This is a genomic window from Streptomyces sp. NPDC002888 (assembly GCF_042888465.1).
GTDB lineage: Bacteria > Actinomycetota > Actinomycetes > Streptomycetales > Streptomycetaceae > Streptomyces.
In genome coordinates this window covers 209,786-224,043 of sequence record NZ_JBIAPU010000003.1, presented here as the reverse complement: position 1 = coordinate 224,043, position 14,258 = coordinate 209,786, and the positions used below count along the sequence as shown (strand labels likewise).

The 14,258-nt window shown below is 72.1% G+C and carries 15 protein-coding genes; 5 read left to right on the top strand and 10 right to left on the bottom strand.

The window, feature by feature from the left end:
- The first annotated feature begins 43 nt into the window (after window positions 1-43).
- Window positions 44-385: an ATP-binding protein gene (locus ACFYWX_RS06570; RefSeq protein ID WP_389422857.1), complete on the top strand. Its 342-nt coding sequence runs from the start codon at window positions 44-46 to the stop codon at window positions 383-385.
- Window positions 386-465: 80 nt separating this feature from the next.
- Here the strand turns inward: ACFYWX_RS06570 and ACFYWX_RS06565 are convergent, their stop codons facing one another.
- The 5 genes from ACFYWX_RS06565 to afsQ1 form a co-directional block, all read right to left on the bottom strand.
- Window positions 466-669 carry a PspC domain-containing protein gene (locus ACFYWX_RS06565; protein WP_389422856.1) on the bottom strand — a complete coding sequence of 68 codons (204 nt, stop codon included), beginning with the start codon at window positions 667-669 and terminating at the stop codon, window positions 466-468.
- A gap of 94 nt (window positions 670-763) precedes the next feature.
- Complete coding sequence (locus ACFYWX_RS06560) at window positions 764-1,315, bottom strand: VanZ family protein (protein WP_389422855.1); 552 nt, start codon at window positions 1,313-1,315, stop codon at window positions 764-766.
- Between the two features lie 280 nt (window positions 1,316-1,595).
- Complete coding sequence (locus tag ACFYWX_RS06555; RefSeq protein ID WP_389422854.1) at window positions 1,596-2,198, bottom strand: hypothetical protein; 603 nt, start codon at window positions 2,196-2,198, stop codon at window positions 1,596-1,598.
- Entirely contained in the window at window positions 2,195-3,763 is a 1,569-nt protein-coding gene (locus ACFYWX_RS06550; RefSeq protein WP_389422853.1) for a sensor histidine kinase, read from the bottom strand. The genes ACFYWX_RS06555 and ACFYWX_RS06550 overlap by 4 nt, the downstream gene beginning before the upstream one ends.
- Window positions 3,760-4,437 carry a two-component system response regulator AfsQ1 gene (gene afsQ1 / locus ACFYWX_RS06545; protein ID WP_389422852.1) on the bottom strand — a complete coding sequence of 226 codons (678 nt, stop codon included), beginning with the start codon at window positions 4,435-4,437 and terminating at the stop codon, window positions 3,760-3,762. Before afsQ1 ends, ACFYWX_RS06550 begins: the two co-directional genes overlap by 4 nt.
- Before the next feature lie 233 nt (window positions 4,438-4,670).
- Here afsQ1 and ACFYWX_RS06540 point away from each other — a divergent pair, with 233 nt between their 5' ends.
- Window positions 4,671-5,447 carry a SigE family RNA polymerase sigma factor gene (locus ACFYWX_RS06540; RefSeq protein WP_389422851.1) on the top strand — a complete coding sequence of 259 codons (777 nt, stop codon included), beginning with the start codon at window positions 4,671-4,673 and terminating at the stop codon, window positions 5,445-5,447.
- 135 nt (window positions 5,448-5,582) lie between these two features.
- On the opposite strand, the gene ACFYWX_RS06535 is transcribed toward ACFYWX_RS06540, so the two are convergent.
- A complete protein-coding gene (locus tag ACFYWX_RS06535) occupies window positions 5,583-6,218 on the bottom strand; it encodes a uridine kinase (RefSeq protein WP_389422850.1) in 636 nt (211 codons plus the stop codon).
- A gap of 127 nt (window positions 6,219-6,345) precedes the next feature.
- Here ACFYWX_RS06535 and ACFYWX_RS06530 point away from each other — a divergent pair, with 127 nt between their 5' ends.
- Entirely contained in the window at window positions 6,346-6,750 is a 405-nt protein-coding gene (locus ACFYWX_RS06530; RefSeq protein ID WP_389422849.1) for a hypothetical protein, read from the top strand.
- A 71-nt stretch (window positions 6,751-6,821) separates the two neighbouring features.
- Here ACFYWX_RS06530 and ACFYWX_RS06525 read toward each other — a convergent pair whose 3' ends face one another.
- From ACFYWX_RS06525 to deoC, 3 genes are read right to left on the bottom strand one after another with little or no spacing between them, the layout of a single operon-like run.
- Complete coding sequence (locus ACFYWX_RS06525) at window positions 6,822-7,709, bottom strand: aldehyde dehydrogenase family protein (protein ID WP_389422848.1); 888 nt, start codon at window positions 7,707-7,709, stop codon at window positions 6,822-6,824.
- Entirely contained in the window at window positions 7,702-9,138 is a 1,437-nt protein-coding gene (locus tag ACFYWX_RS06520; protein WP_389422847.1) for an aldehyde dehydrogenase family protein, read from the bottom strand. Before ACFYWX_RS06520 ends, ACFYWX_RS06525 begins: the two co-directional genes overlap by 8 nt.
- A 5-nt stretch (window positions 9,139-9,143) precedes the next feature.
- Window positions 9,144-10,106: a deoxyribose-phosphate aldolase gene (gene deoC / locus ACFYWX_RS06515; protein WP_389423063.1), complete on the bottom strand. Its 963-nt coding sequence runs from the start codon at window positions 10,104-10,106 to the stop codon at window positions 9,144-9,146.
- 113 nt (window positions 10,107-10,219) lie between these two features.
- On the opposite strand from deoC, the gene ACFYWX_RS06510 reads away from it, so the two are divergent.
- Window positions 10,220-10,915 (top strand): PH domain-containing protein, encoded by a 696-nt coding sequence (locus tag ACFYWX_RS06510; RefSeq protein ID WP_389422846.1) that lies wholly within the window; start codon window positions 10,220-10,222, stop codon window positions 10,913-10,915.
- A 146-nt stretch (window positions 10,916-11,061) separates the two neighbouring features.
- Window positions 11,062-12,741: a hypothetical protein gene (locus tag ACFYWX_RS06505; RefSeq protein WP_389422845.1), complete on the top strand. Its 1,680-nt coding sequence runs from the start codon at window positions 11,062-11,064 to the stop codon at window positions 12,739-12,741.
- Window positions 12,742-12,830: 89 nt separating this feature from the next.
- Here the strand turns inward: ACFYWX_RS06505 and ACFYWX_RS06500 are convergent, their stop codons facing one another.
- On the bottom strand, window positions 12,831-14,012 hold the full coding sequence (locus ACFYWX_RS06500; RefSeq protein WP_389422844.1) for a glycosyltransferase family 39 protein: 1,182 nt from the start codon (window positions 14,010-14,012) through the stop codon (window positions 12,831-12,833).
- Between the last annotated feature and the right edge of the window lie 246 nt (window positions 14,013-14,258).

Genomic DNA, 14,258 nt, shown 5'->3' with positions numbered 1-14,258 from the left:
TCACCGCTCAGTTCCCCGTCATCCCATTCGAGGACGCATTTTTATGAAGCAGTCTGCTGCCAAGACCCTCGGTGTCGCCGCCCTCGGTGCCGCCTTCGTCGCCGCCGGTGCGGGTGCCGCCAGCGCCGCCCCGGCCGTCCCGGACGCCGGCCAGGCCCTGGACGGTGTCACCAAGACGCTGCCGACGGAGACCGCCTCCAAGGCGCTGCCGGGCGCCGGTGAGGCGCTGACCAAGGGGCAGACGGCGCTCGGCACGGGCACGGCCGCCGCCCAGCCGGCCCTGGCCGACGGCCCGACCAAGCCGGTTGCCGGGCTCCTCGGCGGCCTGCCGGTTCTCCAGGGCCTGCCCGCGCACGGCCTCGTGAACGGCATCCCGCTGGGCTGAGCCGTACGAACCCGCACACGCCGTTGGGGCGCTCCCGTCACGTACCGGAAGCGCCCCAACGGCGTTCATGCGCGGCGGACTCACCAGGCCTGGCGGGCTGCCTTGTCCTCCGAGGGCAGCAGGATCCACAGGGCGAGGTAGAGCAGGAACTGCGGGCCCGGCAGCAGGCAGGACACCAGGAATATCACCCGCATCGTCGTCGCGGAGGTGCCGAAGCGCCGTGCCAGCGCTGCGCACACTCCGCCGATCATGCGGCCGTCCGTGGGGCGGGCAAGGGCGGTCATCTGCGGCTCCTTCGGAAGAGTCTCCTGTGAAGCATCCGGTCGGCTGCCTCATCTGTCTTCCACGGTACGCAGACGAAGGGGACGAAGCGTCGCTCTACGGTGCGATTCCGACCCTGGGAATCGTCGGGGTCCGACCCTGAGCCGCGTCCTCCTGCCGGACCACCGCTCGCTTGCGCCGCTCCACCCTGCGGCGCAGCCAGAGGCGGCCCGCCGGAACCATCGCGAGGTGCGCGAGGGCCACGCCCACGGTGTTCAGCAGCACCGAATCGACGTCCACGACCTGCCCCGGCACCCCGGTCTGCAACAGCTCGATGCCCAGGGACAGCAGCGCCCCCACGGTGACCGTACGGACCAGGGACGACAGCGGCGAGACGGCGGTCCTGCCGTGCGCCAGCGGCAGCAGCACGCCCAGCGGAGCGAGCAGCGCGAGCCCCTCACCGATACGCCGGGCCGCCTCGGGCCCGCCCAGCGCGAGATCGGCGCGGATCCCGGCGAACGGATGCAGGTTGGCGGGCATCACCCAGGGGACGTCCAGTGGCCGCAGCGTCAACCAGGCGACGAACACGAGGTGTGCGACCAGGAGGACACCCCCTGTCACACGGATGCGGATCGCGGCGCTGCCGCCGATGGAGCCTTGACGCTGCACGACCCCCTAGACGCACCGCCCGGCACCTCCGGTTCCGCGCACTCCTTTTTGTGGCTCGGTTCACCTCCGGGGCGCCTTTTGCCGGTGTCGAGAGCCCGAACGTGCTCGACCCTTCGGGCCTCCGCGCGATCGGGCTCTCGACACCGGCGCGCCCCTTCGGCTCACTCGCCTGGGTGCTGGGCCGCACCGGGCCGCGCTGGGCCGCACCGGGCCGCGCCGCACCGGGCCGCACCGGGCCGGGCCGCACCGGGCCGGGCCGGGCCGGGCCGCGAGAGTGCCCTCAGCCGTCGGTGAGTGGCGAAGACGGAGGCTCCTTGGTGCCCGGGCGGGAGCGGACCTCGTCGGTGCACTCGTAGCGGCGCAGCGGGTCGGCGGCGGGGCCGCCGAGGATGACGGAGCCGTCGCCCTCCGCGGCCGCCGAGTCGGAGAACGTGCAGACGATCTGCGCGAGGGCGTAGGAGGTGAGGTCGCCGGGCGGGGTGCTCAGCCGCAGCGTGTCCTCCGGGTCCTCCGGCTCGGGCCCGCGCACGGACATGCCGCCGCGCACGTCCGTCGTGTACCCGGCCTCCTTCTCGGCGGGCGCCGGCGTCTCGGCGAGCTGGTCCAGCAGCCCCTGCGCCACCAGCACGCGCCGCTTCGTGTCCGCCGTACCGTCCGGGACACGCACGGCCCGGTCGACGGCCACCAGCGACGAACCGCACAGCAGGAACACCCGCACGGGGACCCCGCGCGAGGACTGCGTCGAGATCTCCGGACCGGTGAGCGAGCAGCGCACCCGCGAGGGCGCCGCACCGAAGTCCGTCGGAACCTCCGTGGCCCTTATCCCGCACCCGGTGAGCAGCCCGGCGAGCAGCGGAAGCGCGAGCAGGCGGCGCACCTTCACGAGGGGTCCTCCGAGTCCTTCTCGACGTTCTTCTCGCCCTGCTCCGCCAGCTCGGAGGTGTCCCGCGGCAGCCGCAGCGTGAACACCGCGCCGCCCTCGGGGGAGTTGGCGGCGGTGATCTCGCCGCCGTGGATGTGGGCGTTCTCCAGGGCGATGGACAGCCCCAGGCCGCTGCCCTCGGAGCGCGGCCGGGAGGCGCTGGCCTTGTAGAACCGGTCGAAGACGTGCGGCAGGACGTCCTCGGGGATGCCGGGCCCGTGGTCGCGCACCGCGATCACGAGCCACTCGTCCTCCAGCCGTACCGACACTCGCACCGGCGACCCGCCGTGCTTGAGCGCGTTGCCGATGAGGTTGGCGAGGATCACGTCCAGACGGCGCGGGTCGAGCCGGACGTGGATGCCGCGCTCGGCGTCCAGCTCCACCGCGTCCAGCCAGGCACGGGCGTCGATGCAGGCGGTGATCTGGTCGGCGATGTCCACATAGTCGAGGACCAGCCGGGCGGTGCCCGCGTCGAAGCGGGTGACCTCCATCAGGTTCTCGACGAGATCGTTCAGCCGCCGCGTCTCGCTCACCACCAGCCGCACCGCGGGCTCGATCATCGGGTCCATGCTGCCCGCCTCGGAGTCCAGCTCCTCCTCCAGCACCTCCGTGACGGCGGTGATGGCGGTGAGCGGCGTCCGCAGCTCGTGCGACATGTCCGCCACGAACCTGCGGGAGGCGTCGTCCCGGGCGGACATGTCCGCCACCCGTTTCTCCAGCGCCTCGGCCGCCAGGTTGAACGTCCGCGACAGATCGGCCAGTTCGTCCGTCCCCGACACTCTCAGCCGGGTGTCCAGCTTGCCCTCGCCCAGCCTGCGCGCGGCGATCCCCAGCCGGTGCACCGGCTTCAGTACGGTCGTGGCGGCGGCCTGCGCGAGCAGCGCGGCGCCTATCAGGGCCAGCCCGGTGGCGATCCCCAGCGACCAGGCCAGCGAGTTGAGGTCCTTCGCCTCCGGCTCCAGCGACTTCAGCATGTAACCGGTCGGCCCGCCGCCTATCACACGCGTACCGGCGAGAAGGTAGGGCGTCCCGTCGTCGACGACCCGCTGCCAGTACAGGTGGTACGGCGACTTGTTGCCGTCGGTGATGTCCTGCTGCCGGGTCACGGCGGTCCGCAGCGACCGGGGAACGTCCTCCAGCGAGAAGCCGTTCAGGCCGCCGGAACTGCCGTAGACGGTCTTGCCGCCGGTGTCCTGGGCGACGAGCAGCACGCTGAAGCGCTGGCTGCTGTTGGCCATCTGCCCCGCGGTGTGCTGGAGCTCGTCCTGCGACGGGTGCTCGGGCAGCGCGCCCGCGCGGTTCTGCATCTCCTGCTCGAAGTCCCGCAGCACCGCGCCCTGGGTACGGGTGAGCACCGCCTCCCGGTTGAGCCAGTAGGCGATCCCGGACGCGGACACGGCGGCGGTCAGCGCGACCAGCCCGAAGACGACGACCAGCCGCAGCCGCAGGCTGGTGAAGCGCAGCCGTGACAGATTTCCCCTGCGTACCGCGGACCAGCCGCGGCCCCCCTGCTTGCCTTGTGTCACTGAGGAGAGTCCAGCCGGTAGCCCACGCCACGCACGGTACGGATCAGCGTCGGCGACGACGGCACGTCCTCGACCTTGGCGCGCAGCCGCTGCACGCACGCGTCGACGAGCCGCGAGTCACCGAGATAGTCGTGCTCCCACACCAGCCGCAGCAACTGCTGCCGGGACAGCGCCTGCCCCGGCCGCCGGCTCAGCTCCAACAGCAGCCGCAGCTCGGTCGGCGTGAGCTGCAGGTCCTGGCCGTTCTTCGTCACCGTCATCGCCGCACGGTCGATGACCAGGCTGCCGAACGCCGCCGCGTCGTTGGACTCCCGCTCGCCGCGCCTCAGCACCGCCCGGATCCGGGCGTCGAGCACCCGCCCCTGGACGGGCTTGACCACATAGTCGTCGGCACCGGACTCCAGCCCGACGACCACGTCGATGTCGTCGCTACGGGCGGTCAGCAGAATGATCGGCAACTGGTCCGTGCGCCGGATGCGCCGGCACACCTCGAACCCGTCGATGCCGGGCAGCATCACGTCCAGCACGATCAGATCCGGCCGCTGCTCACGCAACAGCTTCAGACCGTCCTCACCGCTCGCAGCGGTCGCCACACGGTGCCCCTGGCGCGTCAGTGAGAGCTCCAGGGCCGTACGGATGGCGTCGTCGTCCTCGATCAGCAACAGGGAAGGCACGGGCTCATTCTGGCCCATGGCAGGCCGCAGTAGCGACACCTGTACGGCTACGTGCCCGTACTGCCTCTCTCTGTGACCGGACTGTCCGGATCCTGTCAGCCTCGCGGGACGGCGACCCCTGTGACAGCTCTGTGACAGTCGGCGGACACGGCCATGAAGTGGGCTCGGCAAGCTTCTCGGCACAGGCAAGAAAGCAGGACCGAACACCGGAAGTCCACGACGGGGGGCGCGAGATGAACACGCTGCACGGCATCAGCACCAGGGCAGTGGTCACGCGACTCCACGACGTGAACGGGGGCCGGGGTTCCGAGAAGTCCGGTGCCGTGAGCGGGCGGGGGTGCGCTCGCGGCACCGGGCGTCAGCACACCACGTACATGACGGTGGTTGACGCGCTCACGGGGGAGAGCAACAAGCCCGCGGCGGCAGCCGCTACGGGCACTGTCGGGGGAGCCGCGTACAGGGAGGACACGGGGGAGCGTCGTTCGCTGTCGGAGGCGGAGTTCACCGCCTACGTCCAGGAGCGCCGCGCCTCCCTGTACGCAACCGCCTACCACCTGACCGGCGACCGCTTCGAGGCCGAGGACCTGCTGCAGAGCGCACTGTTCTCGACGTACAAGGCGTGGGACCGGATCAGTGACAAGGCGGCCGTCGGCGGATACCTCCGCCGCACCATGACCAACCTGCACATCAGCGCGTGGCGCCGCCGCAAGCTGAACGAGTACCCGACCGAGGAGCTGCCGGAGACGCCCGGCGACACGGACGCGATGCGCGGCACCGAACTGCGCGCGGTCCTGTGGCAGGCGCTGGCCCGGCTGCCCGAACTCCAGCGCACCATGCTGGTCCTGCGCTACTACGAGGGCCGCACGGACCCGGAGATCTCGGAGATCCTCGACATCAGTGTCGGCACGGTGAAGTCCAGCATCTGGCGGTCGCTCCGCCGGCTGCGCGAGGACGAGGTCCTCAGCTTCGGCCGTGACGAGGAGGACGCCTTCGGCGAGCTCGTCGCCTGAGGGCCGGGGGGCACGGGGGAGCAGTAACAAGGGGGGGGGACACACGGGGGGCGCACGGGGGACACGGGGAAAAGGGAGCGGGACTGGAGGGCCGGGGGGTCCGTCCAGTCCCGCTTTTGTGTGCGCCCTTGCGGGTCAGGCCGGCGTCCGCGTCTGCGAGGAGCGCCCCGCCGCCGCGGCCGCCAGCCGGCCCATCGCCTCGTCCCGGTCGCAGGCGTACGCGCCCAGTGCCGTCTGGCGGGCCACGATGGAACGCTCGGCGCGCATCAGGCGCCAGCCGCGACGCAGCAGGAACGGCACCGACTTGCGGCCCTCCTTCAGGTCCCGCAGGAAGCGCCGCCGGAACGTCGTCACCGGGCCGCGGCTCAGGCACAGCGCGTCGGCGAGGACGCCCAGTTCACGGCAGCGGTTCACGATCTCGGCGGCGAAGATGCCCTCCGCGATGAACAGCGGGGTCCGCCCGATCTCGACGGCCTCCGCACCGGTGCGGGCGCTCAGCGAGATGTCGTACACGGGGACGTTCGTACGACCGCTGCGGCACAGCTCCACGATCGCGGCGACGGCCGTGTCCGTGTCCCAGGAGCCGGGGTGGTCCCAGTCGATGTCGGAGCTGCCCAGTACCAGCGGGAGCGTGGGGTCGTCGCCCTCCTTGTAGAAGTCGTCGAGCCGCAGCACCGGGAGGCCGGAGCGGGCCGCGAGAAGGGACTTGCCGGAGCCGGAGGGGCCGCAGAGCAGCACGACGCGCGCCGATATGGGCGGATGGGAACTCACGGGACACCAGTGTGAGGCATGGAAGGCACCCCGACGACACCGCGGGTCCGCTTTGAAGCCCGCGTCACACGTCAACTACCCTGAGTGCCGACCTGGTTACCTTACGCAGTAGAAAGTGGGCATCGCGATGGCCCGACACGCCTCTCCCCGGACCCCGAAAGCCCGACGTGCCCTGGCCGCCCTCGCGACGGCGGGAGTGGCGTTGGGTGCGAGCGCGACGACCGCGGCCGCCGCCGAGGCACCCGACCTGGGCCTGCGCCCTTCGCCTGCCGCCGCGCTCGAAAAGGTCGACCCGCAGGCCGGCCTGCAGACCCTGACCGAAACGGCCGGCCATGTCACGGGCACGGTCGCGGACCTCAAGCCGAATCCGCTCGCCGGCACCGGCGTCGACCCCCTCGACAACGGCGTCGGCACTCAGGCCGCCGACTTCCAGCCGCTGGACTCACGGGCCTTGACGAGGCCGGTGGCACAGGCGGAGTCGGTCGGGGCGATTCCGGTACCGGGGCAGGGGACGGGGTCGCTGGGCGGCTGAGCCGCGCGCAGGAGAAGCAGGCCGCACCCCTCCGGACGGAGAAGGGTGCGGCCTGCTCGTTCCGGGGGCTGTCAGTACGACGAGCCCGAGGCGCCCAGGGAGCCCGTCGGGTGCCAGACCGTCTTCGTCTCCAGGAAGGCGGTCATGCGGTCGGTGCCGGGAGTCCGCGTGTAATCCACAGGCTGTGGACGCAGGACGCGCTTCAGATTGTCCGCGGCCGCGATCTCCAGCTCCTTCGCCAGCACCTCATCGGCGCCCGCGAGGTCGATCGCGTTGACGTCCTGGTGGGCGGCGAGCGGCGTCGCGATCTCCGCCGTACGGCCGGAGAGGACGTTGACGACACCGCCGGGCACGTCGGAGGTGGCGAGCACCTCGCCCAGGGAGAGGGCGGGGAGCGGGGACTTCTCGGAGGCCACCACGACCGCCGTGTTGCCGGTGGCGATCACCGGGGCGAGCACCGAGACCAGGCCCAGGAACGACGACTCCTGAGGGGCCACGACGGCCACGACGCCCGTCGGCTCCGGGGAGGAGAGGTTGAAGAACGGGCCCGCGACCGGGTTGCCGCCACCGATCACCTGGGCGATCTTGTCGGTCCAGCCCGCGTACCAGACCCAGCGGTCGATCGTCGCCTCCACCTGCTCGGCGGCCTTCGACTTCGACAGACCCTCGGCGTCGGCCACTTCGTGGACGAACTGCGCCTTGCGGCCCTCCAGCATCTCCGCCACGCGGTAGAGGATCTGGCCCCGGTTGTACGCCGTCGCGCCGGACCAGGCGCCGAACGCCTTGCGGGCGGCCACCACCGCGTCCCGGGCGTCCTTGCGGGAGGAGAGGGGCGCGTTCGCCAGCCACTTGCCCTTTGCGTCGGTCACCTCGTACACCCGGCCGCTCTCGGAACGCGGGAACTTCCCGCCGACGTACAGCTTGTAGGTCTTGAACACCGACAGTCGTGCGTCAGACATCGAGGTACGCCTCCAGGCCGTGGCGGCCGCCCTCGCGGCCGAAGCCCGACTCCTTGTACCCGCCGAACGGCGAGGCCGGGTCGAACTTGTTGAACGTGTTGGACCAGACGACACCCGCGCGGAGCTTGTTCGCCACCGCCAGGATGCGGGAGCCCTTCTCCGTCCACACGCCCGCGGAGAGGCCGTACGGGGTGTTGTTGGCCTTGGCGACGGCCTCGTCCGGGGTGCGGAAGGTGAGGACCGACAGCACCGGGCCGAAGATCTCGTCGCGGGCGATGGTGTGCGCCTGGGTGACGTTCGTGAAGAGCGTCGGGGCGAACCAGTAGCCGGCCGAGGGCAGTTCGCAGGCCGGGGACCAGCGCTCGGCGCCCTCCGCCTCGCCCTGCTCGACGAGCGAGGTGATGCGGGTGAGCTGTTCCTCGGAGTTGATCGCGCCGATGTCGGTGTTCTTGTCGAGGGGGTCGCCGAGGCGGAGGGTGGAGAGCCTGCGCTTGAGGGAGTCCAGCAGCTCGTCCTGGATCGACTCCTGGACCAGCAGGCGGGAGCCCGCGCAGCAGACCTGGCCCTGGTTGAAGAAGATGCCGCTCACGATGCCCTCGACGGCCTGGTCGATCGGGGCGTCGTCGAAGACGATGTTCGCGCCCTTGCCGCCCAGTTCGAGGGTGAGCTTCTTGCGGCTGCCCGCGACCGTGCGGGCGATCTCCTTGCCGACGGCCGTGGAGCCGGTGAAGGCGACCTTGTTGACGTCCGGGTGCGCGACGAGCGCGGCGCCCGTGTCGCCGTAACCCGGGAGGATGTTGACGACGCCCCTGGGCAGGCCCGCCTGGCGGCAGATGTCCGCGAAGAACAACGCCGACAGCGGAGTGGTCTCCGCCGGCTTCAGGACGACCGTGTTGCCCGTGGCCAGCGCCGGGGCGATCTTCCACGCCAGCATCAGCAGGGGGAAGTTCCAGGGGATGACCTGGCCCGCGACGCCCAGCGGCTTCGGGCTGGGCCCAAAGCCGGCGTGGTCGAGCTTGTCGGCCCAGCCCGCGTAGTAGAAGAAGTGGGCGGCGACCAGGGGGAGGTCGGCGTCGCGCGTCTCCTTGATGGGCTTGCCGTTGTCCAGCGTCTCCAGGACGGCCAGCTCGCGGCTGCGCTCCTGGATGATCCGGGCGATGCGGAACAGGTACTTGGCGCGCTCGGTGCCGGGCAGCGCCGACCACTTCTCGAAGGCCTTGCGGGCCGCCTTCACGGCACGGTCGACGTCCTCCGCACCGGCCTGCGCGATCTCGGAGAGGACCTCCTCGGTGGACGGCGAGACGGTCTTGAAGACCCTGCCGTCGGCCGCCTCCGTGAACTCGCCGTCGATGAACAGGCCGTACGAGGGCGCGATGTCTGCGATCGCGCGCGACTCGGGAGCCGGGGCGTATTCGAAAACGGATGCCATGGTGATCAGTCCACCGTCACGTAGTCGGGGCCGGAGTAGCGGCCGGTGGCCAACTTCTGGCGCTGCATCAGCAGGTCGTTCAGGAGCGAGGAGGCGCCGAAGCGGAACCAGTGGTTGTCCAGCCAGTCCTCGCCGGCGGTCTCGTTGACCACGACGAGGAACTTGATCGCGTCCTTGCTGGTGCGGATGCCGCCGGCGGGCTTCACACCGACCTGTACCCCGGTCTGCGCGCGGAAGTCGCGGACGGCCTCCAGCATCAGGAGCGTGTTCGCGGGAGTGGCGTTCACCGCCACCTTGCCGGTCGAGGTCTTGATGAAGTCGGCCCCGGCCAGCATGCCGAGCCAGCTGGCCCGGCGGATGTTGTCGTACGTCGAGAGCTCGCCGGTCTCGAAGATGACCTTCAGACGGGCGTTCGCGCCGCAGGTCTCCCGCACGGCGACGATCTCGTCGTACACCTTCATGTACCTGCCCGCGAGGAACGCCCCGCGGTCGATGACCATGTCGATCTCGTCGGCGCCCGCGGCGACGGCGTCGCGCACGTCGGACAGCTTCACGTCGAGGGCGGCGCGGCCCGCGGGGAAGGCGGTGGCGACCGAGGCGACCTTCACGCTCGAGCCCGCGACTGCCTGCTTGGCGGCGGCCACCATGTCGGGGTAGACGCAGACCGCGGCAGTGGACGGGGTGGTGCGGTCGGTCGGGTCGGGGTGGACCGCCTTGGCGCCGAGCGCCCGGACCTTGCCCGGGGTGTCCGCGCCTTCCAGCGTCGTGAGGTCGACCATCGAGATGGCGAGGTCGATGGCGTACGCCTTCGCGGTCGTCTTGATGGAACGGGTGCCGAGGGAGGCGGCGCGCGCCTCCAGGCCGACCGCGTCGACGCCGGGCAGCCCGTGGAGGAAGCGGCGCAGTGAGCTGTCGGACGCGGTGACGTCCGCCAGAGCGTTTGCTGCGGTGGGTGCATTGGTGGGCATGGTCACCAGACGAGCATATCTACGCGCGTAGCGGCTGTACAGCCCCGGGTGCTCGTTCCGTGCTGTGCCACCACGCATGAGCGCCGTTCACCTCGTCGTGCAGAATCGGGACCATGACGACCCCCGACGACCAGTCTCCCGCGCCGCAGCCTCCGGTGCCCGTATCCAAGGACCGGATCTACCGGTCGCCCGCGGGCATCGCCGGTGGTGTCCTGCTGCTCGTCATCGTGGGCTGGCTCGGCATCGACGCGATCGTCGCGGGGCGCGACCGTACGCCGTGGCTGGCCCTCGCCACGCTGATCCTCCTGGTCCCGCTGGTCGTCGCCTTCACGCTGCGGCCCGCCGTGTTCGCCAACGAGGAGCGGCTGCGCGTCCGCAACCCGTTCCGCGTGATCGTGCTGCCGTGGGGGCAGGTCGCCTCGCTGCGCTCCGGCTACTCCAACGAGGTCGTCACCAAGTCCGGGACCAAGTACCAGCTGTGGTCCGTCCCCGTCTCGCTGCGTAGCCGCAAGAAGGCGGCCCGGCGGCAGGCCCGGGCGGCGGCGGAGGGGGACGGCCGCGGCCGTCCGGCCCGGGGCCTCGGCGCCGGCCTGGGCGGCTTCTCGGGCGGGGGCCGGGGCCAGACCGTGCCGGACGGACCCATGCGGGCCGAGACCGACAAGGTCATGGACGACCTGCGGGACCTCTGGGAGGCCCGGGAGAAGGAGGAGACCGCGCAGGGCGAGGTGACCGTGCGGTGGGCGTGGGAGATCGCGGGGCCCGCGGTGGCGGGGGCGGTATTGTTGGCGATTCTGCTGGCGGCGGGGTGACTCTTCTGTACGGCCGCTGGGGGTTGTAGCAGGCCGAGCTGTACGGCCGCTGAGGGTTGTACGGCGGCTGAGGGTCCGCTGTGGTTGATCGCGCGGTTCCCCGCGCCCTTCGGGGCGCCTGGCGTGGCCGGATACGGAGAGAAGACATGAACACGGCTTCCGGCCGCCCCTTGCCGCTGCCGCCCTCCGCGATACCCGACGGCTGTCTGCCCTGGGACTCGGAACAGGCGCGTCACTGGACGGAGGCGTTGCCGCCGCGCTGGGTGCCGATGCGGCTGCGGATGTCGGCCGTGGCGGCGCTGCTGCTGCTCGCCGCTGTGGCCGCCGGGCTCCTGGCCCACTTCACCGACCTGCCCGCCTGGGGCGCCGCGGGCTGCGCGCTGCAGCTCGTCTGGCCGGCGGCGCGGCCCGAGGCGGCCCGGGTCTCGGCGCCGGTGTCCGTCGGGCTGGTTCTCGTGTACGGGGATGCGTTGTCGTGGGCGCCGGCTCTGGGGCTCGTACTGGCGTCGGCGCTGCTGTGGGGGACCGCCGAGCTGCGGCTGGCCGAGCGGAAGCGGCAGCGGGCGGCGGTGCTCGCCGCCACCGGGGGCGTGACGGCCGAGCTGCCGGTCGCGGGGGGCCCGGTGCGGCGCGGGCAGGCACTCGGCCTGTTCGGGTTCGTCCTGGTCGTCGCCGGTGTCGTGCTGGTCGCCACCGCTGGGCTCTGGGACCCGGCCGAGGGCCGGCAGTCGGTTCCCGTGCTCGGCTGGTACGTCGTCGGTCTCGGCGTCACCGTCGTCCTTTCCGCCGCCCTGGGCCGCGGCCGCGACACAGCCCTGCGCCGGGCGCCCGCGCCCGTGCTGCGGGTGCTGGTGCGGGAGAACGCCGACGTCGACGCCGAGGTGTACGCGGCTGACGACACGGCGGCGCTGCGGCCCCTGTTCACCGTCGCGACCACGGAGGTCGACGAGGAGGAGCCCGGGGGCGAGGCCTCCGACGAACCGAACGATCCCGAGGCCGACGAGCAGGAACTGGCCGAGTTTCTCGACCGTCTCGACGACAACACGCCGGGCCCCCTGCGTGAGGCCGTCCTGTACGGGCTGCCCTACGACGGCGCCGAGGTCGTGCTGGTCGGCGCCGCCGAGGAGCCGGACGAGCCGCCCGTGGTGGAGCGGTCGGCTGGGCCGGTACGTCCCCTGTCCGACGGTTTGGTACGGCAGTGGATCGCCCACCGGAAGCGGACCGCTGTGGGCGAGGCCCGGCAGGAGGAACTGCGGCTGGTGGCCGCGACCGCCGTCGCCGAGGGACCGCGCGGCGCGCACCCCGTGGCCGTGCGGCACTGGCGCGCCGGGTGGGCCGACCGGCTCTTCGCCGCGCTGGGACTGCTGTGGTGCGCCGTCCTGATCTGGGGCGAGACCGGTCCTTGGCGCTACGTCCCCGGTGTCGTCGCGGGCGTTGTAGCCGTGTTCATGCTGCCGAACCTGCTCGCCTGGCGCGTCACCGCCGACAGCACCGGTCTGTGGGTCAACGGGCTGCGTCGGACCCAGCACGTCGCCTGGGACCACATCAGGGTCGTCCGGGCCAAGGGAAGTGAGCTGAAGATCGACAGTCACCGAGCGTCCTTCGACGCGTGGACGGTGCCCTCGGCCCGTTGGCCGTGGCTGGAGCGGAGGGCCGGCCTGCTGCATCCGCACGAGCGGACGGCCGCCGAGGTCGCCGCGATGTGGCGCGAGCCCTCGGCCCGGCCGGCCGACGAGAGCGACGAGCGGCAGCGCGGGCGGCCGCTGTGGCCGCTCGCGGCGGTCGTCGCGGTGGCGTGGGCGGCGGCGCTGGTCCTCCTGCCTTAGGGGTCCTTGCACTATGAACGCGCGACCCGGGCGGGCATAGTGCAAGGACCCCTTAAGGACCCCTTGGGCCCCATCAGGGCACGCTCGGCTCATGGCGCGCTCGGCCACACCAGTGCCATGTACGCGCCGCAGTACGCCGAGCCCGCCACGGCCGCCGTCAGGGCCAGCACCCGGTAGCGGCGGGAGGCGCGGGAGAGGTGCAGGGCAAGGGGGAGGAGCAGGGGGAAGGCCGGGAGGAGGAAGCGGGCGCGGGGGAAGTAGACGCCGCCGCTGCCCAGCACGATCGCCAGCAGGACGCCCGTGAAGACCAGCAGCGCCAGCGGCTGCCGGTCCGCCACCGCGAGGCCGAAGAGGACCACCGACGCGATCAGCGTCACCGTCACCAGCACCAGGAACAGCTCGGGCGTCGAGTCGTACGCCAGCAGCTCCCGCATCCTGCGCAGGGTCTCCCGGCCGCCGTCCCACTCGTTGTGCCACAGCCGCTGTACGGCGAAGTAGCCGTCCCAGCGGCTCAGCCTGAGGCCGACCCAGCCGATGTACGCGCACCAGCCGAGCGGCGCCAGGAGGGCGGCCGCCAGCGTGGAGGGGCGGCCGCGCAGGGACAGCAGGGCCGTGACGGTGACCGCGGCGGCCAGCGCGATGCCGGTCGGGCGGGTCAGTCCGGCCAGCGCGGCCAGGGCGCCCGCCCACGGCCAGCGGTCGGTGAGGACGGCGTACAGGGTCCAGGCGGCGAGGGCCGTGAAGAGGGACTCCGTGTAGCCCATCCACTGCACCAGGCCGACCGGGAGCGCGGCCCACAAAACGGTGAGCAGGACGCCGACGCGACGCCCGTGCAGGCGGTCGCCGACGGCGAAGATCCCCCAGGCCGCCAGCAGCGAGGCCACGACGGCGAGGCACAGGCCGACGGTGGCACGCGAGCCGGGGGTGACGCCCGCGACCGCCTTCACCAGGACCGGGTGGAGCGGGAAGAACGCGAGGTTGTTGGCGTTGTACGCCGTGCCCAGCGCGTCGGCGTACCCGTGGTCGGCGATGCCGAGGTACCAGTCGGCGTCCCACCGCGTCGCCAGGATCGGCCAGACGCCGTGGTGCTTGCGGTGCGCCCAGACCGCGAGGACGAGGAGACCGGCGGCGCGTACGGCGGTGTAGGCGAGCAGGGCCGGGGCCGCGCGGCCGACGGTCGGGAGGGGGAGGCCGGGCGCGGGAGTGCGGGGGCGTCTCCGGGTGCCCGGGACGAGGCCGCTGCGGGCGGTTTCGGGGGCGGTCGAGGACACGGCGGGGGCTCCAGGACTCGGCGGGCGGTACCGGTCCACCGTTTCCCGGGGAGGAAGGCCGGGCGGGGAGCGCGCGTCAGCTGTCGCGGGGAAATCACCCGATGGGGTGCGTGCTCGGGGGCGCGTCGAGCATCGAGCGAGGCAGGAGACCGTGCCGGCTGTGGATGAACGGGGCGAGGGCGAGCGCGGTGAGGACGCGTCCCTGGCCCGTCGGCTGTCTCGGCGGGCTGTCTCAGCCATCTGCTT